Consider the following 23,446-nt stretch of genomic DNA (forward strand, 5'->3'; position numbering starts at 1 on the left):
CACCGCGACCCTCTCGGGTGGGTGGTGTGGGTGGGTGTTGGGGGGGGTGTTGGGGGGGGGGGGGGGGGGGCGCCCGGGCCCGGGCCCGGCCCCCACCCCACGCGCGTTATGCGGGGCTGTGCTGCCCCTCCTGCGCGCCGTCCACATGCCCGAAGACCGGATCGCCCTCGTCGAGCAGATACGCCTGCGCCTCACCGACGTGGAAGTACATCCCGTGCAGTTCGAGCGCGCCCCGCTCCAGGGCCCGGGCCACCGACTCGTGCGCCCGCAGATGCTCCAACTGCTGGACCACATTGGTCAGACAGAGCTGCTCGACCGTGTCGGCGGGCGCGCGGCCCGCGAGCCGGGCCCACGGCAGCCCCTTGTCGGCCATCCGCTCCAGGCTCGGCATCCCGTGCCGCAGCCACCGCTTGAGCGGCGTCTGCGCCCCGGCCCCGGTGGGCGGACTGGTGAGCAGCGCCTGCATGGCCCCGCATCCGGAGTGCCCGCACACCGTGATCGACTGCACCTTCAGCACGTCGACGGCGTACTCGATCGCCGCCGCCACCGAGTCGTCACCGGCCTCGGCGCCGGGCAGGGGCACGAGATTGCCCACGTTCCGTACGACGAAGAGGTCGCCGGGGCCGCTCGACGTGATCATCGAGGTGACCAGCCGCGAGTCGGCGCAGGTGAGGAAGAGCTGCGTGGGCTTCTGCCCCTCCCGCGCGAGCCGCGCCAGCTCACCGCGCACGAGCGGCGCCGTGTTCCGCTGGAACGCGCTGATCCCGCTCGCCAGTTGATGCGAACCGCGCCGCGACGGCACCGCCTCGGACGCGGGGGAGGGCGAGGCGGAGGGCGCGGAGGCGTGCTCCTTCGGCCGGTCGCAGTGGTGGTTGCGCCACGGCGTCCAGGGGCGGCAGCACGAGTGCGACGCGCTGGCCGGCTCGGCGATCCGGGCCCCGCCGCGTCCGCCCATCTCGACCTGGCCGCCCTGCGCGACATGCGACTTCTGCCAGTCCTGCAACGCCTCGTACGCGGCGTGGTCCATGAACGACCCGTCCAACTCCACGACGCAGTCCGCCCCGTGGGGCACCTGGTGCAGGGAGCGGCTCAGGCGCGGCACGGCGAGGAACGTCAACTGGCCGCGCACCCGCACATGGTGGACGCCTCGCGGGTCCTCCTCGTGCGTGATGCGGGTCCGCGCGAGACGGTGCAGGGCGACCCCGACGGCGACCGCGACACCGAGCCCGACGCCTTCGAGGACGCCGAAGGCGACGACGCCGAGGGTGGTCACGATGTAGACGAGGACCTCACGGTGGCGGGTGACCGTGCGGATGTGGTTCAGCGACACCATCTGGATGCCGACCGCCATCACCAGGGCGGCGAGTGAGGCGAGCGGGATCAGCTCCAGGACGGGGACCAGGAGCAGCGTGGCCGCTACCACCCAAACGCCGTGCAGCATCGCGGAGTTCCCGCTCACCGCTCCCGCGTTGATGTTCGCCGTGCTGCGCACCGCGACGCCGGCGACGGGCAGCCCGCCGAGCGATCCGGAGACGATGTTCGACGCGCCCTGGGAGAGCAGCTCCCGGTCCAGATTCGAACGGCGCACCGCGGGCGGCAGGTCCGGCCGGGACGCGGCCATCTTGTCCACGGCCACAGCCCCGAGCAGCGACTGCACGCTGCACACCAGGGTGGTCGTCAGAACGGCCGCGGCGATCCCGAGCACCGGTCCGTCGGGCAGCCCGGCGAGGGCGTGGCTGCTCCAGGACGGCAGGTCGACCTCGGGCAGCGTCAGACCGAACAGGGCGGTCGCCGTGGTCGCCGCCGTGACGGCCACGAGGGCCGCGGGCACCTTGCGTGCCGCGCGCCCGACCCGGCCGGGCAGCCGCGGCCAGGCGAACAGGACGACGAGGGTGAGGGAGCTCATGGCGAGGGCGGCCGGCTGCACGTTGGCCAACTGGGCGGGCAGGGCCCGTACGTTGTCGATCACGGCGCTCGAGGGGGTGCCGCCCAGGACGATGTGCAACTGGGCGACGGCGATGGTGATGCCGATCCCGGCGAGCATGCCGTGCACGACGGCCGGGCTGACGGCGAGGGCGGTGCGGGCCACCCGCAGGCAGCCGAGCCCGATCTGGGCGACCCCGGCCATCACGGTGATCGCGCAGGTGGTCCGCCAGCCGTAGCGCTGGATCAGCTCGGCGGTGACCACGGTGAGGCCGGCGGCGGGGCCGCTGACCTGGAGCGGGGCGCCGCCCAGGGCGCCGGCGACGAGTCCGCCGACGGCGGCGGCGACGAGCCCGGACTCCAGGGGCGCGCCGGTCGCCAGGGCGATGCCGAGGGACAGGGGCAGGGCGATCAGGAAGACCGCGACGGACGCGGACAGATCGGCGCCCGCGATGCGGAAGCGGCGGCGGGGCGCCGGTGGTGGGCTGTGCGCCTTGCGGGCGGCGGCTGTGGGCTCGTCCGTCCGGTCGGGATCACTGGCACGAGTAGGTACGCAGGCTGACATGGTTCCCGTCTCCTCCGGGGTGCAGCGCGGTCGCGGAATGTGGGGGACCCCGAGTGGTGGGTGGGGTCGATCGCGGCCGTGGTTCACGGCGTGCAGCGGCGGGATGAAAGCAACGCTCGGTAAATGAACAGTAATGCAGAGTAAAGGTTGTGGACGGATTAACCGGGCAAATGGGGTAATGCTTCACCCCTGAGGGTGAATACGATTCTTGGTCGGCTTGTCGTACAAATGCCGTGCCGGACTCGTGCGACGTTGGCGCCGCCGCCCGCGCAGGGCGGGCATTTCGCGCATTTCACCGTCTGCAAGCCGAGTCCAAGGAAGAAGGTGGGCGGAAGATGGCCGCCACCCAGAGGATCGCCGCGGGCATCACCGCCGCGGCGGCGTGCGCCGCAGCCCTCGCCGGCTGCGCCAGCAGCGACACCGGCACCGCGCCCCGCCAGGGCGCCCCCGCCGCGAAGAAGGCCGCGCCCGCGGCGCCGGGCAGCGTGGTCCGTCTGATCGGCGACGGCTCGACCGCGTACACCGGTCAGCAGCCGCACCTGCCGAGAGCCGAGCGCCTCAGACCGGGCCAGAAGCCCCCGCAGTTCGTGGTCTTCTCCTGGGACGGCGCCGGCGAGGACAGCCAGAAGCTCTTCTCGCACTTCCGCAAGGTCGCCAAGAAGAACAACGCGACCATGACGTACTTCCTCAGCGGCGTGTACATGCTCCCGGAGAGCAAGGCGGACCAGTACCACCCGCCGCAGCACTCACCGGGCCGCTCGGACATCGGCTTCAACGACACCAAGGGAATCAAGGACACCGTCGAGCAGCTGCGCGGCGCCTGGCTCGAGGGCAACGAGATCGGCACCCACTTCAACGGCCACTTCTGCGGCAGCGGCGGTGGCGTCGGCCAGTGGTCGGTGGCCGAGTGGAAGAGCGAGATCCAGCAGGCCAAGTCCTTCGTGAAGGCGTGGAAGACCAACACGGGCCTGACGAAGGCGGCGCCGCTGCCCTTCGACTACGACAAGGAACTCGTCGGCGCCCGCACCCCCTGCCTCGAAGGCCAGAAGAACTTCACGCGCGCGGCCCACGAGATGGGCTTCCGCTACGACACCAGCGGCGTCAACGACCAGCTGTGGCCCAAGAAGAAGAACGGCCTGTGGGACCTGTCCATGCAGCTCGTCCCGTTCAAGGGGCACCGCTACGAGCAGCTCACCATGGACTACAACTTCATGGTCAACCAGTCGGGGACGGCGACCCAGGGCGACCCCGGCAAGCAGGAGTTCTGGGGCGACGAGATGCGCGACAGCCTGCTGGCGGGCTTCAACCGCGCCTACCAGGGCAACCGTGCCCCGCTGATCATCGGCAACCACTTCGAGTCCTGGAACGGCGGCCACTACATGCGCGCCGTCGAGGAGACGGTCGAGGCGGTCTGCACCAAGCGCGACGTCCGCTGCGTCTCCTTCCGGCAGCTCGCCGACTGGCTCGACGCGCAGGACCCGCAGACGGTGCGGAAGCTCACCACGCTCGGCGTCGGCGAGGCGCCGAAGCAGGGCTGGGCGTCCTTCCTGACCGACAAGCCGGCCCCGGCCCCCAAGGGGGTCCCGGGCGCCCCGGCCGCCAAGCCGTAGCGGTGACGCTCTCGCGCAGGACGAAGCCGGGGTCGACCTGGGAAGCCAGGTCGGCCCCGGGCCTGTCTTCTTTGCCCTTCTCGCGCCGCTGCGCGGGCTTCGGAGGGCTGCGCCGGACTCCGTCCGTCGGCTGTGGTGGCGGGTCAAGCGGTGGCGGTGACGCTCTCGCGCAGGACGAAGCCGGGGTCGACCTGGGAAGCCAGGTCGGCCCCGGTCTTCTCGTTGCCCCAGCTCTGGGCGTTCTTCAGGTGGAAGTGGACCATCTGCCGGGAGTAGCGCTCCCAGTCGCGGGACGCGTACGTCCCGTCGGCCGCGGCCTGAAGTGCTTGCAGCGATGCCCTGTTGGCCTCTTCCAGGAGCTCGAAGCGCGGCGGGCGCCCCTTCTCCATGGCGCGGACCCAGTCCGAGTGCCCGACGGTGACGAGCAGGTCGTCGCCGACCTCGGAGCGCAGGAAGTCGAGGTCGTCCTCACCCTGCACCTTGTTGCCCACGACCTTCAGGGCGACCCCGAAGTCCCGTGCGTACTCCTTGTACTGGCGGTAGACCGAGATTCCCTTCCGGGTCGGCTCGGCGACCAGGAACGTCATGTCGAAGCGGGTGAACATGCCGGAGGCGAAGGAGTCGGAGCCCGCGGTCATGTCGACCACCACGTACTCGTCATGGCCGTCGACGAGGTGGTTCAGGCACAGCTCCACCGCTCCGGTCTTGGAGTGGTAGCAGGCGACACCGAGGTCGGCCTCGGTGAAGGGTCCGGTGACCATCAAACGCACGGCGCCGCCGTCGAGTTCCACCGGCCGCGCGCAGGCGTCGTACACCGGGTTGTTCTCCCGGACGCGCAGCAGCCGCGATCCCTCGCCCGGCGGCGTCGTCTTGATCATCGTGTCGGCCGACGCGATCCGCGGGTTCGAGCCGCGCAGGTAGTCCTTGATGAGCGGCAGCCGCGCGCCCATGGCGGGCAGGTCGGCGGCGATGTCGTCATCGACGCCGAGCGCGGCCGCGAGGTGCTGGTTGATGTCGGCGTCGACGGCGATGACCGGGGAGCCGGTGGTGGCGAGGTGACGGATGAAGAGCGAGGACAGCGTGGTCTTGCCGCTGCCGCCCTTCCCGACGAAAGCGATCTTCATGTTCACGAAGGGTAGTGGCGAGGTTGCTGTCGGTGGCGGCTCCGCGTGAAGAAGACCACTCCTTCGTGGGGCGGGGCCCTGTGGCCCGTAGGGTCGTACTCATGAGTACGACAGCCGATCCGCTGGCCGCCCTCGGCACCCTGCCGGGCGTCGCCGAGTCCGTGGAGTCCGTGCGCAAGGCCGTGGACCGGGTCTACGGGCACCGGGTCATGCGCCGCCGCAGCAACGAGGTCACCTCCGAGGCGGCGCTGCGCGGCGCGCGCGGCAGCGCGGCGCTCTCCGGCGCGGACTGGGCCCTTGAAGAGGTGCGCAGGCGCACCGACTTCAGTGGCGGCGACGGCGACAAGGAGGCGCCCGTCGTCGGCGCCGCGCTGCGGCTGACCGCCGAAGCGGGTCAACTCCTGTCCATCTGGCGGCAGTCGCCGCTACGCGTCCTCGCGCGCCTCCACCTCGTCGCGGCCGCCGACAACGGCGACGCGGTCGGCCGGCCCCGCACGGCGGGCGAGCCGGTCGACGAGCCGCTCGTCGAACTTCCGGTGCCGGACGCCGACGAGGTGGCGGGCCGCCTCGAAGGCCTCTCGCAGCTGATCATCGCGGGAAGCTCGGCGCCCGCCCTGGTGAGCGCCGCCGTCGTGCACGGCGAACTGCTCGCCCTGCGCCCCTTCGGCTCGCACAACGGCCTGGTCGCGCGCGCGGCCGAGCGCATCGTCCTGGTGGGCAGCGGCCTCGACCCGAAGTCGATCTGCCCGGCCGAGGTGGGCTACGCGGAGCTGGGGCGCGCGGCGTACGCGGCCGCGCTCGACGGCTATGTCTCCGGTACGCCGGAGGGCATGGCGGCCTGGATCGCCCACTGCGGCAAGGCCGTTGAGCTGGGCGTCAGGGAGTCGACCGCGGTGTGCGAGGCGCTTCAGCGGGGCGCGGCGTAACACCCCTCATACAAGCCCCTCTACAAGGCCCCTCACGCAAGAGATGCGGCGGTACGAGTCCTCGTACCGCCGCTGGCATGTCCACCGGGTTACCAAGCGTCCTCGATATGTTGCCCATCAGGTCGGGAACTGTGCCCGTCACCTGGTGCGGCTGGCCCGTAATCGACGGGTCGACGTCGCGTGGGTGCCCTGTGTTCATGCTCGGTCCGTGGGGCCTTGGTTGCGTGTGAAGGTGATCCTCTCGGATGTCCTTGGTCTCGCGGGCCGTTGACTCCTTTCTACTCCTCCCTCGGAGGATGCGAAAGCCCTGGCTCCACTTCTTTACTTTTAGGTTCAAATAGGGCGAACGGGACCCGGGGGGCCGTGCTCTATCGCGCGCTCGCCACGGCCCGGCGCCGGCTGGCGTACCAGACGAGACCCGCGGTGGCCGCCGCGGCGCCGACCGCGGCCGCCGCGACCAGGGCGGGGCGCGAGGGCGCGGAGAGGTTCGGCAGCCGCTGCTTGAGCCGGACCGGCTTGTGGAAGTCGAGAATCGGCCACTCGCGCGCGAGCGCCTCACGACGCAGCGCGCGGTCCGGATTGACCGCGTACGGGTGGCCGACGGCGCTGAGCATCGGCAGGTCCGTGGCCGAGTCGCTGTACGCGTAGCAGCGCGCGAGGTCGTACCCCTCGCTCCGCGCGAGCTCCTTGACGGCCTCCGCCTTCGTGGGCCCGTACGCGTAGTACTCCACCTCGCCGGTGAAGCAGCCGTCGTCGCCGACGACCATGCGCGTGGCCACCACCCGGTCCGCGCCGAGCAGTTCACCGATCGGCTCCACGACCTCGGCGCCCGAGGTGGAGACGATCACGACGTCGCGTCCGGCGGTGTGGTGCTCCTCGATGAGCGAGGCCGCCTCGTCGTAGATGATCGGGTCGATCAGGTCGTGCAGGGTCTCGGCGACGAGTTCCTTCACCTGCTGCACGTTCCAGCCCCGGCACAGGTCCGAGAGGTACGTGCGCATCCGCTCCATCTGGTCGTGGTCCGCGCCGCCGACCAGGAAGACGAACTGTGTGTACGCGGTACGCAGCACGGCCCGTCGATTGATCAGCCCGCCTTGGTAGAACGACTTGCTGAAGGTGAGCGTGCTCGACTTGGCGATGACGGTCTTGTCCAGGTCGAAGAACGCCGCTGTGCGGGGCGCCGAGTGCGGCAAGGAGTGGTTTTCCACGAGCCCGAGCATAGGCGCCCACCATTCGGCGTAAGCTGTGGCGCGTGGGTTTGCCTGAGAAGGCTCTCGGGTACACCATGGAAGTCACGGATCGTTCGCGACCGTGCTAACCCGGTCTGGCTCCTCCCCCCCCCGAGTCGGACCGTGGGGACGACCCCCGCTCTCCCCCCCGGCGGGGGTCGTCGCATGTCCGGACCCGTTTTCGGGTCCTTTTTTCTTGCCATTTTCCTTGCGGTCACTGGGCTGTGGGCCCTCGGCGGCCTGTTGCGGATCGGTCACGCTGCGTGACTTTCCGGGTGCGCTGAGGGGCCGTTCGAGTGGACCGGCGACTCCGTCACAGCCTCCCCGGAGGGGTGACGGAGATATTCACAAGCGTTCTCGCGTCCACAGTTATCGACCAAGATCCACACGATTTCCCGGATCGCTGCACGGTGATTCCGCACGCGAAGTTCCGAACGCTTCGGAATTCGACGGCCCGCGGAGTGCGGGCGCGTGCGCGGAGACGGGGGATCGGATCGTGACGGGAACCATGGAGTGCGAGACGCGGGGCGTGCGACGCGCACCGCTGATCGTGACGGAGGACGTGGAGCTGCTCGACGACCTGCTGCGGCTGTGCGCCGCCGCGGGCGTGCGGCCCGAGGTCGGACACGGCGCGCCCGAGGGCAGAGGGAGCTGGGAGACGGCCCCGCTCGTGCTGGTCGGGGACGATGCCGCGGGGCGGCTGCGCGGCGTGGCCCGGCGGCGCGGCGTCGTGCTCGTCGGCCGGGACCAGGACGACTCGGGGGTGTGGCGCCGGGCCGTGGAGATCGGCGCCGACCATGTGCTGATGCTGCCGGACGGCGAGCAGTGGCTCATGGACCGGATCGCCGACGTGGTGGAGGACGTGGGGCGGCCCGCGCTCACCGTCGGCGTCATCGGCGGCCGTGGCGGCGCCGGCGCGTCGACGCTGGCCTGTGCGCTGGCCGTCGCATCCGCGAAGGCGGGCCGGCGCACCCTGCTGGTCGACGCGGACCCGCTGGGCGGCGGCCTGGACGTGCTGCTCGGCGGGGAGGCCGTGGACGGCCTGCGCTGGCCCGCCTTCGCCCAGTCACGGGGCCGGGTCGGCGGCGCCGCCCTGGAGGAGTCGCTGCCGAAGCTGCACGACCTGCGCGTGCTCAGCTGGGACCGCGGAGACCTGGCCGCGGTGCCCCCGGAAGCTGTACGGGCCGTGCTCGCCGCCGGACGGCGCAGGGGCGGGGCGGTGGTGGTCGACCTCCCACGCCGGGTCGACGCCGGTTCGGTGGAGGCGCTGGCCCAGCTCGATCTGGCCCTGCTCGTCGTGCCGCCCGAGCTGCGGGCGGTCGCCGCCGCCCGGCGGGTGGCGGCGGCGGTGGGGATGGTGCTGCGGGACCTGCGGGTGGTGACGGCGCCCGGGGCCGGCCCGGGAGGGCTCGGCGCGGACGAGGTGGCGGAGCTGCTCGGACTGCCGCTCGCGGGCGAACTGCCGTTGGACCGGGGCGTGTTCGCCGGGCGGGTGGTGGGGGCGGAGCCGGGTGGCGGCCCGTTGGCGCGGTTCTGCTCGGCCTTCTGGGAGCGGCTGCCGGTCGAGGGCGGGGTCGGCTCATGAGTGCGGTGGTCGGCGCCCGGATGCTGGACGGCGTACGGCAGTGGCTCGCGGAGAACGGGGCGGAGGCGACGCCCGCGCGCGTCGCCGAGGCGCTGCGGGCTCAGGGGCGCGTGCTCGGCGATGCCGAAGTGCTCGGCGCGGCAGGGCAGTTGAGGTCCGAGCTGGTGGGGGCGGGACCGCTCGAACCGCTGCTCGCCGACCCCTCCGTGACGGACGTGCTCGTATCGGCGCCCGACCAGGTGTGGGTCGACCGGGGCGGCGGCCTGGAGTTGACCGCCGTGACCTTCGAAAGCGCCGCCGCTGTACGGCGGTTGGCGCAGCGGCTCGCGGCCGTGGTGGGGCGGCGCCTCGACGACGCCCGGCCCTGGGTGGACGCGCGGCTGCCCGACGGGACGCGGCTGCACGCGGTGCTGCCGCCGATCGCGGTGGGCTGCACCTGCCTGTCGCTGCGGGTCGTACGGCCCCGCGCCTTCACCCTCGACGAGTTGACGGCGGCCGGGACGGTGCCGCCCGGCGGCGACCGGGTGCTGCGGGCGCTGCTCGACGCACGCCTGTCGTACCTGATCAGCGGCGGCACGGGCAGCGGCAAGACGACGCTGCTGAGCGCGCTGCTCGGCCTGGTCGGGCGGGACGAGCGGATCGTGCTCGCGGAGGACTCGGCCGAACTGCGCCCCGACCATCCGCATGTGGTGCGCCTTGAGGCCCGCCCGGCGAACCAGGAAGGGGCCGGCGCCGTCGGCCTGGACGACTTGGTGCGGCAGGCCCTGCGGATGCGGCCCGACCGGCTCGTGGTCGGCGAGGTGCGCGGCGCCGAGGTCGTCTCGCTCCTGGCCGCGCTGAACACGGGACACCAAGGAGGCTGCGGCACGCTCCACGCCAACGCGGCGAGCGATGTGCCGGTGCGCCTGGAGGCGCTGGGGACGGCGGCCGGCCTCGATCGGGCCGCGCTGCACAGCCAGTTGGCGGCCGCGGTGTCCGTGGTGCTCCACCTCGTACGGGACCGGGGCGGGCGGCGGCGGGTGGCCCAGGTGCAGGTGTTGGAGCGGGACGCGGCGGGGTGGGTGCGCTCGGTGCCGGCGCTGGAGTGGGGAGAGCGGGGGTTCGTGCCGGGCGTCGGGTGGGAGCGGCTCGGCGGCCTTGTGGGGGTGCGGCTGGGGTGAGCGGGAGGGGCTGTGCGGTGGAGTGCCGATGCGGAGAGGGGTGAAGGAGCTTGAGCGCGACGGGAGTTGGGGCTGCGGCGGCTGTGGCGGTGGGGCTGCTGGGAGTGGCGGTCGTGTGGTGGGCCGTGCGGGGCCGGGAGGCCGAGGCGCGGCGGGTCCGGGCGGTGCTGGGGGTCGCCGCGGCGCGGGAGCGGGCGTCGGTGGGGTGGCGGCGGGACGTCGAGCGCTGGTGGGGGTGGGCGCGGGCGCGGCCCGAAGGGGGGTGCGTGGTCGCGGGCGTGGCCGTCGCGGTGATCGGGGCCTCGGTGCTGCCGGTCGTCGTCGGGGCGTGCGCGGTGCCCGTCGCGGCGCGGGCGCGCAGGGCGCGGGAAGCGCGTCTGGCGCGGGAGCGGCGCGGGGACGCGGTGATCCGGCTGTGCGGTGTGGTGGCGGGGGAGGTGCGGGCCGGGCGGCAGCCCGGGGAGGCGCTGGCGCTGGCGGTGCGGGAGTCGGGCGCGCTGTCCGGAGCGGGGAGCGCGGCGGTGGTGGCCGCGGCGCGGTTCGGCGGGGATGTGCCGGGGGCGCTGCGGGAGGCGGCGCGCGAGCCGGGCGGCGAGGGCCTGCACGGGCTCGCGGCGTGCTGGCGGGTGGCGGTGGACCGGGGCGCGGGACTCGCGGCGGGGCTCGACCGGCTGGCCGGGGCGCTGCGGGCCGAGCGGGATCAACGGGCGGACCTGAGAGCGCAGTTGGCCGGGCCGTGGTCGACGGCGGTGATGCTCGCCGGCCTTCCGGTGCTCGGGCTGCTGCTCGGCTCGGTCCTGGGGGCCAGGCCGCTGTGGGTGCTGCTGCACACGGGGCCGGGGTTCGGGTGCCTGGTGGTGGGCGGGGTGCTGGAGGCGGCGGGGCTGGGATGGGCGGTGCGGATCGTGCGAGGGGCCGAGGGGTGAGTGCCTGAGATGCGCGGCGACGGGTTGGTTTTTGAGCGGGTTCGTCTGGGATGGGAGTGAGGGGCGATGGACGGTGTGAATGTTGTCCACAGGCTGGGGGGAGTGCTGTGCGTCGCGGCGGCGGTGGCCTGGCTGCTGCGGGAGGCCGGGGCGCGGCGGCGGGAGCGGCGGCTGCGGCGCCGGGTGCGGGTCGTGCTGGCGGCCGCCCTGGCCGAGCCGGTGCGGCGGGTGGCGGGGGTGCCGCCCGCGGTACGGCGATGGGCGCCGGTGATCGGGACGGTCTGTGCCGGATACGTGCTGGTCGGAGGCGTGGCGGGGCTGATCGTCGGCGCGGCCGGCGGGGCTGCCGTGTGGCGGTGGTGGCGCGGCAGGGCGGCGAAGCCGGGCGAGGCCGCCGGGTCTGACGCGGAGGCGGTACGCCAACTGCCGCTGGCCGCCGACCTGTTGGCTGCCTGCGTCGCGGCCGGGGCGACTCCGGTGGGCGCCGCGCAGGCGGTCGGGGAGTCGCTGGGCGGAGCGGTGGGGCGGGCGCTCGCGCGGGGTGCGGCACAGGTGCGGCTCGGGGGTGAACCGGCGGCGGCGTGGCGGGAGTTGGCGGCGATACCGGGGGCCGCCGAGCTGGTCCGGCTGGTGGAGCGGGCGGGTGAGTCCGGGGCGCCGTCGGCGGCGCCCGTCGCCCGGTTCGCCGCGGAGTGCAGGGCCGAACGGGGCCGCAGGGCGACCGCGGTGGCGCGCCGGGCCGCGGTGATCATCACGGCGCCCGTGGGGCTGTGCTTCCTGCCCGCCTTCCTCGTGATCGGTGTGCTCCCGGTGGTGATCGGGCTCGCGGGCGGGGTGCTGGGCGGCCGGTGACGGCGAACAGGCAGTGGATGACCAGGGCCGACGGCCCGTCGATTTCAGGGGGTTGCGATGAACGGAAAGCGTGCGGCGAAGGCGTACGGGCTGCTGCGAGGCCGGGCCCGGCGGTGGGTACGGCAGGTGCGGTCGGCTCGGCGGGACGCCGGGATGGTCAGCGCGGAGTACGCGGTGGGGCTGCTCGCGGCGGTCGGTTTCGCCGGGCTGCTCTACGAGGTGGTGACGAGCGATGTCGTGCAGACGACGTTGCAGTCCATGGTGACGAAGGCGCTCCATGGCTCGTTCTGAGGGCCCGCGCGGTGACCGGGGGTTCGTGACGGCGGAGGCGGCCGCGGTGCTGCCCGTGCTTGTGGCGTTCACGATGGCGCTGGTCTGGGTCGTCCTCGCGGCGTCCGCGCAGATCGAGTGCGTGGACGCCGCGCGGGCCGGGGCCAGAGCGGTCGCCCGGCAGGAGCCGCGGGGGGCCGCGATCGCCGCTGCCCGGGAGGCCGCGCCGGCCGGAGCGCGGGTGGAGATCGGCCGGGAGGGCGATCTGGTCCGGGTGACGGTGCGGGCGCGGTCGGTGGGCCCGGGGCCGCTCGGCGTGGAGCTGAGCGCGCAAGCGGTGGCGGCGGCCGAGGAGACGGTGGGGGAGTCATGAGCGGAGGGAGCGGACGGAGCGGACGGAGCGGACGACGGCCGGGCCGCGCGGCGGTCAGGGCCTGGACAGCGTGGCGGGCAGCGCTGCGGGCGCGGGCGGACCGGGGGTCCGCGACCGTCTGGGCCGTCGTGGCCCTGGCCGCGGTGGGCGTCGTCTTCGGCGGCGTCCTGGCCTTCGGACAGGCGGTGCAGGCGCGGCACCGCGCGGGCGGCGCGGCCGATCTGGCGGCGCTCGCCGCGGCCGACCACTGGATGGAGGGCCGCGCGGACGCCTGCGCCCTGGCCCGGCGGGTGGCGCGGGCGCAGGGCGCGAGGGTCGTGCGGTGCTCGGTGTACGGGGAGGTGTCGGACGTGACCGCGGCCGCGGGGACGGGGGCGTTCGCGGCGCAGGTCAGGGCGCGGGCGGGGCCTGCGGGGCCGGTTCCGCCGGGCCCGGCTCCGCGGGGGCCCTAGACGCGGCCTGGGAGGCGTCCTTCAGGAGGACCGACAGGAGGCGTACGGCGCCGCGCTTGTGCAGGGGGTCGTTGCCGTTGCCGCACTTGGGCGACTGGATGCAGGACGGGCAGCCGGCCTCGCACTCGCAGGAGGCGATGGCCTCGCGGGTGGCGGTCAGCCACTCCTGGGCCGTGTGGAAGGCGCGTTCGGCGAAGCCCGCCCCGCCGGGGTGGCCGTCGTAGACGAAGACCGTGGGGAGCAGCGTGTCGGGGTGCAGCGGCACCGAGACACCGCCGATGTCCCAGCGGTCGCACGTGGCGAACAGGGGGAGCATGCCGATGGAAGCGTGTTCGGCGGCGTGCAGGGCGCCGCCGAGGATCTCGGGGTTGATGCGGGCGGCGTCCAGCTGGTCCTCCGTCACCGTCCACCACACCGCGCGGGTGCGCAGGGTCCGAGGAGGGAGGTCGAGTTTGGTCTCGCCGAGCACCTCGCCGGTGATGAGGCGGCGGCGCAGATAGGCGACGACCTGGTTCGTCACCTCGACGGAGCCGTAGCACAACCGGCCCTCGCCCCATGGGACTTCGACGTCCGTCTCCAGGATGGAGATCGCCGTCGTGTCGCGGGCGGTCGTCGAGTACGTGGGGTTGGCGGGCTCGACGAGGGCGACGTTGTCGTCCAGGTCCAGGTGTTTGACGACGTAGGTGCGGCCCTGGTGGAGGTGGACCGCGCCGTCGTGGACGGCGGTGTGCGCGGATGCCGCGTCGACCGTGCCGAGGAGGCGGCCCGTGGACGCTTCGACGATCTGGACCGGGCTGCCGCCCTCGCCGCGCAGGTCCGCCAGGTCGGCGGCGGACTCGCGGCGCGTCCAGTGCCACGCCTTCGTGCCGCGCCGGCGCAGCAGCTTCGCCGCCTCCAGTTGGGGGAGCAGCTCGGCGGTCGTCGCCCCGAACAGGGCGAAGTCCGTGTCGGTGAGCGGGAGTTCGGCCGCGGCAGCGCACAGGTGAGGGGCCAGGACGTAGGGGTTGTCGGGGTCGAGGACCGTCGACTCGACCGGCTGGTCGAAGAGGGCCTCGGGGTGGTGGACCAGGTAGGTGTCCAGCGGGTCGTCGCGGGCGACGAGGACGGCGAGGGCGCCCTGGCCCGAGCGTCCCGCGCGGCCCGCCTGCTGCCACAGGGACGCGCGCGTGCCGGGGTAGCCGCAGATCAGTACGGCGTCCAGCCCCGAGACGTCGATGCCGAGTTCGAGGGCGGTGGTGGCGGCGAGGCCGAGGAGTTCGCCGGAGTGCAGGGCGGCTTCGAGGGCGCGGCGCTCCTCCGCGAGGTAGCCGCCGCGGTAGGCGGCGACCCGGCGGGCCAGCGAGCGGTCGACCTCGGCGAGGCGCTCCTGGGCGATCACCGAGATCAGCTCGGCGCCGCGCCGGGACCGTACGAAGGCGACCGAGCGGACGCCCTGGACGGTGAGGTCGGTGAGCAGGTCGGCCGTCTCGGCGGTCGCCGTGCGCCGCACCGGGGCGCCCTTCTCGCCGCGCAGCTCGGTGAGCGGGGGCTCCCAGAGGGCGAAGACGAGTTCGCCGCGGGGCGAGGCGTCGTCGGCGACCTCGACGACCGGCAGGCCCGTCAGCCGGCCGGCGGCGACGGAGGGCTCGGCCGCCGTGGCGGACGCGAGGAGGAAGACCGGGGACGAGCCGTAGCGCGCGCACAGGCGGCGCAGCCGGCGCAGGATCTGGGCGACGTGGGAGCCGAAGACGCCGCGATAGGTGTGGCACTCGTCGATCACGACGTACTTGAGCGCCTTGAGGAAGGAGGACCAGCGGGGGTGGGACGGCAATATGCCGCGGTGCAGCATGTCGGGGTTGGTCAGCACGTAATTGGCGTACTGACGTACCCACTCCCGCTCTTCGAACGGAGTGTCGCCGTCGTAGACCGCAGGGCGGATCGCCGTGCCGAGAGGTTGTGAAAGTTCCTTCACCGATCGGCACTGGTCCGCCGCGAGCGCCTTCGTGGGGGCGAGGTAGAGCGTGGTGGCCCCGCGGCCGTTCGGCGCCTCGGAGCCGTCGAGGAGCGTCGAGAGGACCGGCACGAGATACGCCAGGGACTTGCCGGAGGCCGTGCCCGTGGCGACGACCACCGAGTCGCCGTCGAGCGCATGTTCGGCCGCGCGTGCCTGGTGGGCCCAGGGGTGCTCGATTCCGGCTTCCTGCACGGCGGCGATGACCTCGGAGCGGATCCGGTCCGGCCAGACGGCATGACGGCCCGGACGAGGGGGCAAGTGCTCCGTATGAGTGACGCGCGCAGCCCTGCTCGGACCCGAGGCGAGCCGGTCCAGGACAGCCCCGGGAGAGGGGCGGGGCCCTGCGGGCGCCGAGGGTCGTTCGGATCGGTGATTCGTGGCCATCGGCACCGAGTGTGTCACTGGCGTGACGGACAATGCTTCCAAGGCGTCGTGCACGCCTGCCGGTAAGTGATTGAATGCCATCGCGGCTGGCGAACCGTCCCGGGGGGTCAAGCCGAGGTATCCCCAAGGGGCGACCGCTCGATAGCAAGGTGCTGGAGGATCCGTGGACCTGTCCCTGTCGACCCGTACCGTCGGCGATCGTACGGTCGTCGAGGTCGGTGGCGAAATCGATGTATATACCGCGCCCAAGCTGCGGGAGCAGCTGGTCGAGCTGGTGAACGACGGCAGTTTCCACCTTGTCGTCGACATGGAGGGCGTGGACTTCCTCGACTCCACCGGACTCGGCGTTCTGGTCGGCGGCCTCAAGCGGGTGCGTGCCCACGAGGGCTCGCTGCGCCTGGTCTGCAACCAGGAGCGCATTCTCAAGATCTTCCGTATCACCGGTCTGACCAAGGTGTTCCCGATTCACACCTCGGTCGAGGAAGCCGTAGCGGCGACCGACTGACCTGCTTGATCCGGTAGATGCATGAAGGGGATCGGGCCGTGGCCGGCCCGGTCCCCGAGAGCACGCCCGTACGTCCTGAGGGGGATGCATGGCCACCGTCGAACTCCGCTTCAGCCCTCTGCCCGAGCACGTCCGCACGGCCCGTCTCGTGGCGGCCGCGGTGGCGCGCAGGGCAGGTGTGGACGAGGCCGTGCTCGACGAGGTCAGGCTCGCCGTGGGCGAGGCGTGCACGCGGGCCGTGGGCCTGCACCAGAGCAGTGGCACCACGGAGCCCGTGCGGGTGGCCCTGATCGAGGAGGAGAAGCAGTTCTCCATCGAGGTGGGCGACGCGGCGCCGCGCGCGACGACCGTGGCCGCGCACAGTGAGGTGCCCGGTGCCCGAGGGCCCGACGACGACCTGGAGGCGGAGGGTGAGGACGAGATGGGCCTCGCCGTCATCAGCGGCCTCGTGGACGACGTCCAGGTCACCGCGGACGAGCACGGCGGTCTTCTGCGGATGACCTGGCCGACCGCGCCGGCGACGCTGACGTAGCCGCGCACCCCGCGCCGCAGATCCAGGCCCTGTTCGCCCCACCGCGAACGGGGCCTTCTTTCTGCCCGCCGGACCATTGATCAATTCTCGGCCATTGATCAATTCGGCCTTTGATCGTTGATCTTCGGTTTTCATAATGCCTTGAGGGCATTATTCATTCTCTGTCCGGCCCGGCCGTACTGGGGTTTGTCGATCATTTGCGGGGTAGTAAACAATTCCGTTTGCCGCGCACTGTTTTGATCAGGTTCCGCTCCCTACAATCCGTCCACGTCTTGAGCTCAGTCCAAGCGTCAAGGAGGACGAATGGCGGAGCTGTCCACATCGATTACCCCATCGAGTAGCACCTCTACGTTCGCGGCCGCAGTGCTGACGGACGACAACCGGCTGATCGTGATCGTCATCGCCGTCGTCGCGCTCGCGGCGCTCGCCGTCGCCGGGGTCCTGGTGCGCCAGGTGCTCGCCGCCGACGAGGGCACGGATTCCATGAAGGAGATCGCGGCCGCGGTCCAGGAAGGCGCCAACGCCTATCTGGGACGTCAGCTGCGCACGCTCGGCGCATTCGCCGTCGTGGTGTTCTTCCTGCTCATGCTGCTTCCGGCCGACGACTGGAATCAGCGCGCCGGACGTTCGATCTTCTTCTTGATCGGTGCGTTGTTCTCCGCGGTCACCGGCTATATCGGAATGTGGCTCGCGGTGCGCAGTAATGTGCGCGTCGCCGCCGCGGCCCGGGAAGCGACACCCGCGGAAGGTGAGCCGGAAAAGGATCTCACCGCCGTCTCGCACAAAGCAATGAAGATCGCTTTCCGCACCGGTGGCGTCGTCGGCATGTTCACGGTGGGGCTCGGTCTGCTCGGCGCCTCCTGTGTCGTCCTCGTCTACGCGGCCGACGCGCCCAAGGTCCTGGAGGGATTCGGACTGGGCGCCGCGCTGATCGCGATGTTCATGCGAGTCGGCGGCGGCATCTTCACCAAGGCCGCCGACGTCGGCGCCGACCTGGTCGGCAAGGTCGAGCAGGGCATTCCGGAGGACGACCCGCGCAATGCCGCGACCATCGCCGACAACGTGGGCGACAACGTCGGGGACTGCGCGGGGATGGCCGCCGACCTCTTCGAGTCGTACGCCGTCACGCTGGTTGCCGCGCTGATCCTCGGCAAGGCGGCCTTCGGTGATGCCGGGCTCGCGTTCCCGCTGATCGTGCCCGCGATCGGCGTCGTCACGGCGATGATCGGCATCTTCGCGGTCGCCCCGCGCCGCTCCGACCGCTCCGGGATGAGCGCCATCAACCGCGGGTTCTTCATCTCCGCGGTGATCTCGATCGTCCTCGTGGCCGCAGCCGTCTACGCGTACCTGCCGGGCTCGTACGCGGATCTGGACAACGCCATGAAGGAGGTCGCCGGCAAGAGCGGCGACCCGCGGGTCCTCGCGGTCGTCGCCGTGGCCATCGGCATCGTGCTCGCCGCGCTGATCCAGCAGCTCACCGGCTACTTCACCGAGACGACCCGGCGCCCGGTCAGGGACATCGGCAAGACGTCGCTGACCGGACCGGCGACCGTCGTCCTCGCGGGTATCGCCATCGGACTCGAATCGGCCGTCTACACCGCGATGTTGATCGGCCTCGGGGTCTACGGGGCGTTCCTGCTCGGCGGTACGTCGATCATGCTCGCGCTGTTCGCGGTCGCGCTCGCTGGCACCGGTCTGCTGACGACGGTCGGCGTGATCGTCGCCATGGACACCTTCGGCCCGGTCTCCGACAACGCGCAGGGCATCGCCGAGATGTCCGGCGACGTACAGGGGGCGGGCGCGCAGGTGCTCACCGACCTGGACGCCGTCGGCAACACGACGAAGGCCATCACCAAGGGCATCGCCATCGCCACCGCGGTCCTCGCGGCGGCGGCGCTCTTCGGCTCGTACCGGGACGCGATCCTCACCGCGGCCGACGACGTCGGCGAGAAGGTCGGCGACGGCGGGCCGATGAACCTGGTGATGGACATCTCCCAGCCCAACAACCTGGTGGGGCTCATCGCCGGAGCCGCGGTGGTGTTCCTCTTCTCCGGGCTCGCCATCAACGCCGTGTCCCGCTCGGCCGGTTCGGTGGTCTACGAGGTGCGGCGGCAGTTCCGCGAGCACCCCGGGATCATGGACTACACGGAGAAGCCGGAGTACGGACGCGTCGTCGACATCTGTACGAAGGACGCGCTGCGCGAGCTCGCCACGCCCGGGCTGCTCGCCGTCATGGCGCCGATCGCGATCGGTTTCACGCTCGGTGTGGGCGCGCTCGGCGCGTACCTGGCCGGCGCCATCGGCACCGGGACGCTGATGGCGGTCTTCCTCGCCAACTCCGGTGGCGCGTGGGACAACGCGAAGAAGCTCGTCGAGGACGGGCATCACGGCGGCAAGGGCAGCGAGGCGCACGCGGCGACCGTGATCGGCGACACCGTCGGCGACCCGTTCAAGGACACCGCGGGCCCGGCCATCAACCCGCTCCTGAAGGTGATGAACCTCGTCGCGCTGCTCATCGCGCCCGCGGTCGTCAAGTTCAGTTACGGGGACGACGCGAACGTGACCGTGCGCGTCGTGGCGGCCGTCGTCTCACTCGCCGTCATCATCGGGGCGGTGTACGCCTCCAAGCGGCGCGGCATCGCCGTCAGCGACGAGGACGAGCCTGGGGAGGTGCCGAAGCAGGCGGACCCGGCGGATCCGACCGCGGTGCCCTCGCGCTCGTAACGGCGCACGGCGGCACGGTTTCTCGCCCCGTGCATCCTCAACAGGTGGGCGGGCGGCGGCTCTTGGAGCCGCCGCCCGCCCACCTGCGCGTACGGAACGTGTCCGGGCGTCTTCCGTGAGCCTTCTCTCCCTTGGTGCAAATGGCTGCTAAAGGTCAATAAAGCGGTCGAAGGGGACACCCGAGGTGCGATTGTCGTGTGCTCGGCGTGTAAGTTCCGGGGCCGAGAGCCATGGAAGGGACCAATCCGGTGAACAAGAAGCTTGCTGCCGCACTGTCCGGCGGTGCGGTACTGGTACTGGCGTTGTCGGGTTGCAGCGACGACAGCAACGAGAAGCTGGACTCCTGGGCCAAGACGGTCTGTGACGCGGTCCAGCCGCAGGCGAAGAAGATCGAGGCCGCGAACGCCGCGATCCAGAAGGAGACCTCGGACAACAGCGAACCCAAGGACGTCCAGAAGACGGACTCGCAGGCGTTCCAGGACATGTCCGACGCGTACAAGGCGATCGGTGACGCGGTCGACAAGGCCGGCGCCCCGCCGGTCGACGACGGTGAGAAGAAGCAGCAGGACGCGGTCAAGGAACTCGACACGATCTCCTCGTCGTACGCCGACCTGAAGAAGGAAGTCGACAAGCTCGACACCGACGACCAGGCCAAGTTCGCCGAGGGCCTCAAGGGCATCGCCGGTGAGCTGGACAAGCTCAGCCAGAGCGGCAGCGACGCCCTCAAGAACCTGGAGGAGGGCGACGTGGGCGAGGCGATGGCCAAGCAGGAGAGCTGCAAGAGCGCGTCCGCCTCGCCGTCGGCCTCGTAGGGCCCGGCTCTCGTCCTCCACGCCCCCGGGGCCGCGTTTTCGCGCGGCGTCGGGGGCGACGTCACAATGGCAGGGTGAGTACCAACCTGCCGGACGCCGCCCGTACCGACGCCGTCGCCCTGCGCGACGCCCTGCTCAAAGCCGAGTTCACCGCGGACGGGCTGCTCGAACTGCTCGGGGCGCCCGCCTACACCGCGCTCGCCCGCAGCGAGACCGTGCCCGCGCTGCGCGCCACCCGCGGCGACAGCCCGCTGGAGACGCTGGTGCGGCTGTTCCTGCTCCAGCAGCCCGTGGCCCGCGCCCGGGTCGCCGACGTGCTGCCGCTCGACGCCTGCCTGGACGGCGGCTGGCTGCGGGAGGCGGGTGACGAGGTCGCCGCGACCGTGGACGTACGGCCCTACGGCGGACCCGACGGCGAGGACTGGTTCATCGTCTCCGACCTCGGCTGCGCGGTCGGCGGCGCCGGCGGCATCGGCAGCCGCGCCGAGGGCGTCGTCCTCGGCGTCGGCGGGGCGTCCACCACGCTCGCCGGGATCACCGTGCGCACGCCCGTCGCCTCGGCGCTCGACATCGGCACCGGCTCCGGGATCCAGGCGCTGCACGCCACCCGGCACGCCACCCAGGTCACCGCGACCGACCTCAACTCCCGTGCCCTGCACATCACCGGGCTGACTCTCGCCCTGTCCGGGGTGCAGGCCGCCGACCTGCGCGAAGGGTCGCTGTACGAGCCCGTCGGCGACGCCCGTTACGACCTGATCGTCTCCAACCCGCCCTTCGTGATCTCTCCCGGCGCCCGGCTCACGTACCGCGACGGCGGGATGAGCGGGGACGATCTGTGCCGCTCGATCGTTCAGGAGGCGGGGGCGCATCTGAACGAAGGGGGATACGCGCAGTTCCTCGCCAACTGGCAGCACGTCGAGGGGGAGGAGTGGACCGAGCGGCTGCGATCGTGGGTGCCGCGCGGCTGCGACGCCTGGATCGTGCAGCGCGAGGTGCAGGACATCACGCAGTACGCCGAGCTGTGGCTGCGCGACGCCGGGGACCACCGCACCGACCCGGCGGAGTACGCGGCCCGGTACGACGCGTGGCTCGACGAGTTCGAGGCGCGTGGCGTGAAGGCCGTCGGCTTCGGCTGGATCACGCTGCGCAGGACGGACGCGGCCGAGCCGTCGATCCTCGTCGAGGAGTGGCCGCACCCCGTCGAGCAGCCGCTCGGCGACACCATCCGGGCGCACTTCGAGCGGGTCGACTGGCTGCGCGCGCACGACGACGCGGCGCTGCTCGAATCGTCGTTCAAGCTCGCCGGTGAGGTCGTGCAGGAGCAGGTCGGGCTGCCGGGCGCCGAGGACCCGGAGCACGTCGTGCTGCGCCAGGGCCGCGGCATGCGCCGGGCGACGAAGGTGGACACCGTCGGCGCCGGGTTCGCGGGCGTCTGCGACGGCACGCTGAGCGCCGGGCGGATCCTGGATGCCATCGCCCAACTCATGGGTGAGGAGCCGGTGTTGCTGCGCGACCGCACGCCCGCGCAGATCCGCACGCTGGTCGAGCAGGGCTTCATCGAGCCGGCCGGCCCCGCGGCGTCGGCCGGATAGCCGCTCTTCGCCTCGCGCTGTACGGGAGTTCACCCCCGGTTCCCCCGACCGTGTCAGCCTCACCGGCCTGGGCACCCGTATCGGGCGCACGAGACCTCACGAGGTCTCACACGGCTTTTCAGGGGGAGGCGCAAGGTGATGGAGAGCACTCCGGCGGTCTTCGCGGGCACGGTGTTCGCCCTGTTCGGCGCGGGGCTCGTGCTGTGGACGGGCGCGCGCACCGCGCACCGCCGGCCGGTCGCCGAGGACGCACGTCCCGTGCCGTCGGCCCTGCTCGCCGGGGCGGTCGGGGCGGGGTCGCTGGCGCTCGCGGCGTGGTGTTTCGGCCAGATGTGAAACCCGTACGCACGAAGGCGCCCGCCCCGATCGAACCGGGGCGGGCGCCGTCGTACGGGTGTGACTAGCCGCGCAGGACGCGGCCCTGCGAGTCGGTGCGGTCGTTGCTCGTGAAGAACAGGATCGCGTCGATCAGGGCCCAGATGCCCAGGCCGCCGCAGGTGAAGAGCTGGCCGAGGGCGACGCCGGTGCTGCCGACGTAGAAGCGGCCGACGCCGAAACCGCCCAGGAAGAGCTGGAGCACACCCGCGACGATCTTCGACTTGTCGGAGTACGGGCGGCCCTGCGGGTCGTAGCCGAAGGGGGCGTTCGGGTCCTGGCCGGGCTGGCCGGGCTGCGCGGGGTAGGACATGCAACTGCTCCTAGGGACGGCAACGAGACACGGCGAAGCCGTGCTCGTGAGCGGATGGTCGAGGCGGATGCGCCGGTGTGGGGACAGAGCGCGGCCTCAGATGGCCCCAAGTTAGGGGGACTTGGGTACCGGGGGCCAACCGTCACGCGGATCGTGGCGGGTTTGTGACCTGTGTGGTGAACGTGACCAGCGGTGCTTCACGGCATCACCCGATGAGCCGATGCCCCGTCAGATCACGTTGCGCAGTACCGTCCAGGCGGCCGCGAGGCCCAGGATCACGGCCTGTCCGCGCACACCGAACGAGGGGCGCCAGCGCCGCCCGCGTACCCCTTCGTAGGCCCAACGCCCCAGCAGCGCAAGGGCGAACGGGGCGGCGAGCAGCAGCGCCGCGTTGTCGTGCCAGGCGGTGGTGAACTGACCGTGCATCAGGTCGTACACCATGCGTGTCCCGCCGCACGCCGGGCAGAGCAGCCCCGTGACGAGCCGGAACGGGCAGCGGGGCAGCCAGTGGCCCGGCTCGTGCGGGTTGGTGCCGTACAGATAGAGGGCGCCCGCGGCCCCGGCCACGAAGACCCCGACGGGGGCCGCGGCCGGGTGCCGCAAGAACGCGGGCGCACGGTCAGCTGCGAAGGACACGGCCCTGGGCGTCCGTCGTGTTGTTGCTGGTCAGCAGGATGATGCCGTCGATCAGGGCCCAGATGCCGAGGCCGCCGCAGGTGAAGAGCTGGGCGAGGCCGATGCCGACGTTGCCGATGTAGAAACGGCCGACGCCGAAGCCGCCCAGGAAGAGCTGGAGCACACCCGCGACGATCTTCGACTTGTCGGAGTACGGACGGCCGTACGGGTCGTACCCGTACGGCGCGTTCGGGTCGTAGCCGCCGGGCATGCCGGGCTGCGGCTGGGGCGGGTAACCGCCGCCGGCCGGGGCGGAACCCGGGTACGGGTATCCGTAGTTGGGCTGGCCGCCCTGCGGGGCGCCGTAGCCGGGCTGGGGAGCGCCCTGCTGCGGGTAGCCGTAGGGCTGGTCCTGCGGAGGCTGGCCGTAGGGGTTGGCCCCCGGGTCCTGTGGGGGCTGCTGGCCGTACGGATTGCTGTCGGACATCGGGATGCTCCTGCGGTCGGGATGCCGGCCAGGACGCCGGTGGGGACGTGCCGGAGGCTCCCGTCGGGCTCCCCCAGCCACCCGCCATCTTGTCAGGAGCAGATAAGTACGTGGGGCGA

The 23,446-nt window shown here is 72.2% G+C and carries 22 protein-coding genes; 15 read left to right on the top strand and 7 right to left on the bottom strand.

Annotated features, from left to right (window positions below; translation table 11 throughout):
- Nucleotides 1-106: 106 nt before the first annotated feature.
- Nucleotides 107-2,488 carry a SulP family inorganic anion transporter gene (locus tag AB0L37_RS24500; RefSeq protein ID WP_365509238.1) on the bottom strand — a complete coding sequence of 794 codons (2,382 nt, stop codon included), beginning with the start codon at nucleotides 2,486-2,488 and terminating at the stop codon, nucleotides 107-109.
- Between the two features lie 335 nt (nucleotides 2,489-2,823).
- On the opposite strand from AB0L37_RS24500, the gene AB0L37_RS24505 reads away from it, so the two are divergent.
- Nucleotides 2,824-4,098, top strand: coding sequence for a hypothetical protein (locus AB0L37_RS24505; RefSeq protein WP_365509241.1), 1,275 nt, complete (start codon nucleotides 2,824-2,826; stop codon nucleotides 4,096-4,098).
- Nucleotides 4,099-4,241: 143 nt separating this feature from the next.
- On the opposite strand, the gene AB0L37_RS24510 is transcribed toward AB0L37_RS24505, so the two are convergent.
- On the bottom strand, nucleotides 4,242-5,222 hold the full coding sequence (locus AB0L37_RS24510) for an ATP-binding protein (RefSeq protein WP_365509244.1): 981 nt from the start codon (nucleotides 5,220-5,222) through the stop codon (nucleotides 4,242-4,244).
- 101 nt (nucleotides 5,223-5,323) lie between these two features.
- Between AB0L37_RS24510 and AB0L37_RS24515 the strand changes: the two genes are divergently transcribed.
- Complete coding sequence (locus AB0L37_RS24515) at nucleotides 5,324-6,148, top strand: oxidoreductase (protein WP_365509245.1); 825 nt, start codon at nucleotides 5,324-5,326, stop codon at nucleotides 6,146-6,148.
- 368 nt (nucleotides 6,149-6,516) lie between these two features.
- Here the strand turns inward: AB0L37_RS24515 and AB0L37_RS24520 are convergent, their stop codons facing one another.
- Nucleotides 6,517-7,368 carry an HAD-IB family hydrolase gene (locus AB0L37_RS24520; protein ID WP_365509248.1) on the bottom strand — a complete coding sequence of 284 codons (852 nt, stop codon included), beginning with the start codon at nucleotides 7,366-7,368 and terminating at the stop codon, nucleotides 6,517-6,519.
- Nucleotides 7,369-7,885: 517 nt separating this feature from the next.
- On the opposite strand from AB0L37_RS24520, the gene ssd reads away from it, so the two are divergent.
- The 7 genes from ssd (at nucleotide 7,886) to AB0L37_RS24555 (ending at nucleotide 12,995) form a co-directional block, all read left to right on the top strand.
- Nucleotides 7,886-8,962 (top strand): septum site-determining protein Ssd, encoded by a 1,077-nt coding sequence (gene ssd, locus AB0L37_RS24525; protein WP_365509707.1) that lies wholly within the window; start codon nucleotides 7,886-7,888, stop codon nucleotides 8,960-8,962.
- Nucleotides 8,959-10,122 carry a TadA family conjugal transfer-associated ATPase gene (locus tag AB0L37_RS24530; protein WP_365509251.1) on the top strand — a complete coding sequence of 388 codons (1,164 nt, stop codon included), beginning with the start codon at nucleotides 8,959-8,961 and terminating at the stop codon, nucleotides 10,120-10,122. The genes ssd and AB0L37_RS24530 overlap by 4 nt, the downstream gene beginning before the upstream one ends.
- Nucleotides 10,123-10,211: 89 nt before the next feature.
- Nucleotides 10,212-11,048: a type II secretion system F family protein gene (locus AB0L37_RS24535; RefSeq protein ID WP_365509254.1), complete on the top strand. Its 837-nt coding sequence runs from the start codon at nucleotides 10,212-10,214 to the stop codon at nucleotides 11,046-11,048.
- Between the two features lie 66 nt (nucleotides 11,049-11,114).
- Nucleotides 11,115-11,900, top strand: coding sequence for a type II secretion system F family protein (locus AB0L37_RS24540; RefSeq protein ID WP_365509257.1), 786 nt, complete (start codon nucleotides 11,115-11,117; stop codon nucleotides 11,898-11,900).
- A 57-nt stretch (nucleotides 11,901-11,957) separates the two neighbouring features.
- Nucleotides 11,958-12,191, top strand: coding sequence for a DUF4244 domain-containing protein (locus AB0L37_RS24545; protein ID WP_365509260.1), 234 nt, complete (start codon nucleotides 11,958-11,960; stop codon nucleotides 12,189-12,191).
- Nucleotides 12,178-12,543: a TadE family type IV pilus minor pilin gene (locus AB0L37_RS24550; RefSeq protein ID WP_365509262.1), complete on the top strand. Its 366-nt coding sequence runs from the start codon at nucleotides 12,178-12,180 to the stop codon at nucleotides 12,541-12,543. The genes AB0L37_RS24545 and AB0L37_RS24550 overlap by 14 nt, the downstream gene beginning before the upstream one ends.
- Nucleotides 12,540-12,995, top strand: coding sequence for an Rv3654c family TadE-like protein (locus AB0L37_RS24555; protein WP_365509264.1), 456 nt, complete (start codon nucleotides 12,540-12,542; stop codon nucleotides 12,993-12,995). Before AB0L37_RS24550 ends, AB0L37_RS24555 begins: the two co-directional genes overlap by 4 nt.
- Here AB0L37_RS24555 and AB0L37_RS24560 read toward each other — a convergent pair.
- Complete coding sequence (locus AB0L37_RS24560) at nucleotides 12,934-15,453, bottom strand: DEAD/DEAH box helicase (RefSeq protein ID WP_365509267.1); 2,520 nt, start codon at nucleotides 15,451-15,453, stop codon at nucleotides 12,934-12,936. The two genes, AB0L37_RS24555 and AB0L37_RS24560, sit on opposite strands and share 62 nt — an antisense overlap.
- Before the next feature lie 82 nt (nucleotides 15,454-15,535).
- On the opposite strand from AB0L37_RS24560, the gene bldG reads away from it, so the two are divergent.
- The 6 genes from bldG to AB0L37_RS24590 all read left to right on the top strand — a co-directional run bounded on the left by bldG (nucleotide 15,536) and on the right by AB0L37_RS24590 (nucleotide 21,873).
- The gene (gene bldG / locus AB0L37_RS24565; RefSeq protein ID WP_003975386.1) at nucleotides 15,536-15,877 is read left to right on the top strand and encodes an anti-sigma factor antagonist BldG; all 342 of its coding nucleotides are present in this window, start codon (nucleotides 15,536-15,538) and stop codon (nucleotides 15,875-15,877) included.
- 88 nt (nucleotides 15,878-15,965) lie between these two features.
- Nucleotides 15,966-16,409 (top strand): ATP-binding protein, encoded by a 444-nt coding sequence (locus AB0L37_RS24570; RefSeq protein WP_365509269.1) that lies wholly within the window; start codon nucleotides 15,966-15,968, stop codon nucleotides 16,407-16,409.
- Between the two features lie 303 nt (nucleotides 16,410-16,712).
- The gene (locus AB0L37_RS24575) at nucleotides 16,713-19,133 is read left to right on the top strand and encodes a sodium-translocating pyrophosphatase (RefSeq protein ID WP_365509272.1); all 2,421 of its coding nucleotides are present in this window, start codon (nucleotides 16,713-16,715) and stop codon (nucleotides 19,131-19,133) included.
- Between the two features lie 230 nt (nucleotides 19,134-19,363).
- Nucleotides 19,364-19,945: a small secreted protein gene (locus tag AB0L37_RS24580; protein ID WP_365509275.1), complete on the top strand. Its 582-nt coding sequence runs from the start codon at nucleotides 19,364-19,366 to the stop codon at nucleotides 19,943-19,945.
- Between the two features lie 74 nt (nucleotides 19,946-20,019).
- Nucleotides 20,020-21,537: a methyltransferase gene (locus tag AB0L37_RS24585; protein ID WP_365509278.1), complete on the top strand. Its 1,518-nt coding sequence runs from the start codon at nucleotides 20,020-20,022 to the stop codon at nucleotides 21,535-21,537.
- A 138-nt stretch (nucleotides 21,538-21,675) separates the two neighbouring features.
- Nucleotides 21,676-21,873, top strand: a complete 198-nt coding sequence (locus AB0L37_RS24590) for a hypothetical protein (protein WP_365509281.1) — start codon at nucleotides 21,676-21,678, stop codon at nucleotides 21,871-21,873.
- A gap of 64 nt (nucleotides 21,874-21,937) precedes the next feature.
- Here AB0L37_RS24590 and AB0L37_RS24595 read toward each other — a convergent pair whose 3' ends face one another.
- The 3 genes from AB0L37_RS24595 to AB0L37_RS24605 form a co-directional block, all read right to left on the bottom strand.
- Nucleotides 21,938-22,225 (bottom strand): TM2 domain-containing protein, encoded by a 288-nt coding sequence (locus AB0L37_RS24595; RefSeq protein ID WP_365509284.1) that lies wholly within the window; start codon nucleotides 22,223-22,225, stop codon nucleotides 21,938-21,940.
- 228 nt (nucleotides 22,226-22,453) lie between these two features.
- Nucleotides 22,454-22,861, bottom strand: coding sequence for a DUF2752 domain-containing protein (locus tag AB0L37_RS24600; protein ID WP_365509286.1), 408 nt, complete (start codon nucleotides 22,859-22,861; stop codon nucleotides 22,454-22,456).
- Nucleotides 22,845-23,327 (bottom strand): TM2 domain-containing protein, encoded by a 483-nt coding sequence (locus AB0L37_RS24605; RefSeq protein ID WP_365509289.1) that lies wholly within the window; start codon nucleotides 23,325-23,327, stop codon nucleotides 22,845-22,847. Before AB0L37_RS24605 ends, AB0L37_RS24600 begins: the two co-directional genes overlap by 17 nt.
- Nucleotides 23,328-23,446 lie beyond the last annotated feature (119 nt).

Origin of the sequence: Streptomyces sp. NPDC052225, assembly GCF_040679615.1 — a bacterium.
In the GTDB taxonomy this organism is placed as follows: domain Bacteria; phylum Actinomycetota; class Actinomycetes; order Streptomycetales; family Streptomycetaceae; genus Streptomyces.

Excerpts from the sequence above, each read along its gene's own strand:
- AB0L37_RS24590 (WP_365509281.1), top strand. The coding sequence starts at position 21,676 with ATGGAGAGCACTCCGGCGGTCTTCGCGGGCACGGTGTTCGCCCTGTTC.
- AB0L37_RS24605 (WP_365509289.1), bottom strand. The coding sequence starts at position 23,327 with ATGTCCGACAGCAATCCGTACGGCCAGCAGCCCCCACAGGACCCGGGG.
- AB0L37_RS24570 (WP_365509269.1), top strand. The coding sequence starts at position 15,966 with ATGGCCACCGTCGAACTCCGCTTCAGCCCTCTGCCCGAGCACGTCCGC.
- AB0L37_RS24530 (WP_365509251.1), top strand. The coding sequence starts at position 8,959 with ATGAGTGCGGTGGTCGGCGCCCGGATGCTGGACGGCGTACGGCAGTGG.
- AB0L37_RS24520 (WP_365509248.1), bottom strand. The coding sequence starts at position 7,368 with ATGCTCGGGCTCGTGGAAAACCACTCCTTGCCGCACTCGGCGCCCCGC.
- AB0L37_RS24560 (WP_365509267.1), bottom strand. The coding sequence starts at position 15,453 with ATGGCATTCAATCACTTACCGGCAGGCGTGCACGACGCCTTGGAAGCA.
- AB0L37_RS24515 (WP_365509245.1), top strand. The coding sequence starts at position 5,324 with ATGAGTACGACAGCCGATCCGCTGGCCGCCCTCGGCACCCTGCCGGGC.
- AB0L37_RS24555 (WP_365509264.1), top strand. The coding sequence starts at position 12,540 with ATGAGCGGAGGGAGCGGACGGAGCGGACGGAGCGGACGACGGCCGGGC.
- AB0L37_RS24550 (WP_365509262.1), top strand. The coding sequence starts at position 12,178 with ATGGCTCGTTCTGAGGGCCCGCGCGGTGACCGGGGGTTCGTGACGGCG.
- AB0L37_RS24575 (WP_365509272.1), top strand. The coding sequence starts at position 16,713 with ATGGCGGAGCTGTCCACATCGATTACCCCATCGAGTAGCACCTCTACG.
- AB0L37_RS24505 (WP_365509241.1), top strand. The coding sequence starts at position 2,824 with ATGGCCGCCACCCAGAGGATCGCCGCGGGCATCACCGCCGCGGCGGCG.
- ssd (WP_365509707.1), top strand. The coding sequence starts at position 7,886 with ATGGAGTGCGAGACGCGGGGCGTGCGACGCGCACCGCTGATCGTGACG.
- AB0L37_RS24500 (WP_365509238.1), bottom strand. The coding sequence starts at position 2,488 with ATGTCAGCCTGCGTACCTACTCGTGCCAGTGATCCCGACCGGACGGAC.
- AB0L37_RS24540 (WP_365509257.1), top strand. The coding sequence starts at position 11,115 with ATGGACGGTGTGAATGTTGTCCACAGGCTGGGGGGAGTGCTGTGCGTC.
- AB0L37_RS24510 (WP_365509244.1), bottom strand. The coding sequence starts at position 5,222 with ATGAAGATCGCTTTCGTCGGGAAGGGCGGCAGCGGCAAGACCACGCTG.
- AB0L37_RS24545 (WP_365509260.1), top strand. The coding sequence starts at position 11,958 with ATGAACGGAAAGCGTGCGGCGAAGGCGTACGGGCTGCTGCGAGGCCGG.
- AB0L37_RS24595 (WP_365509284.1), bottom strand. The coding sequence starts at position 22,225 with ATGTCCTACCCCGCGCAGCCCGGCCAGCCCGGCCAGGACCCGAACGCC.
- AB0L37_RS24580 (WP_365509275.1), top strand. The coding sequence starts at position 19,364 with ATGGAAGGGACCAATCCGGTGAACAAGAAGCTTGCTGCCGCACTGTCC.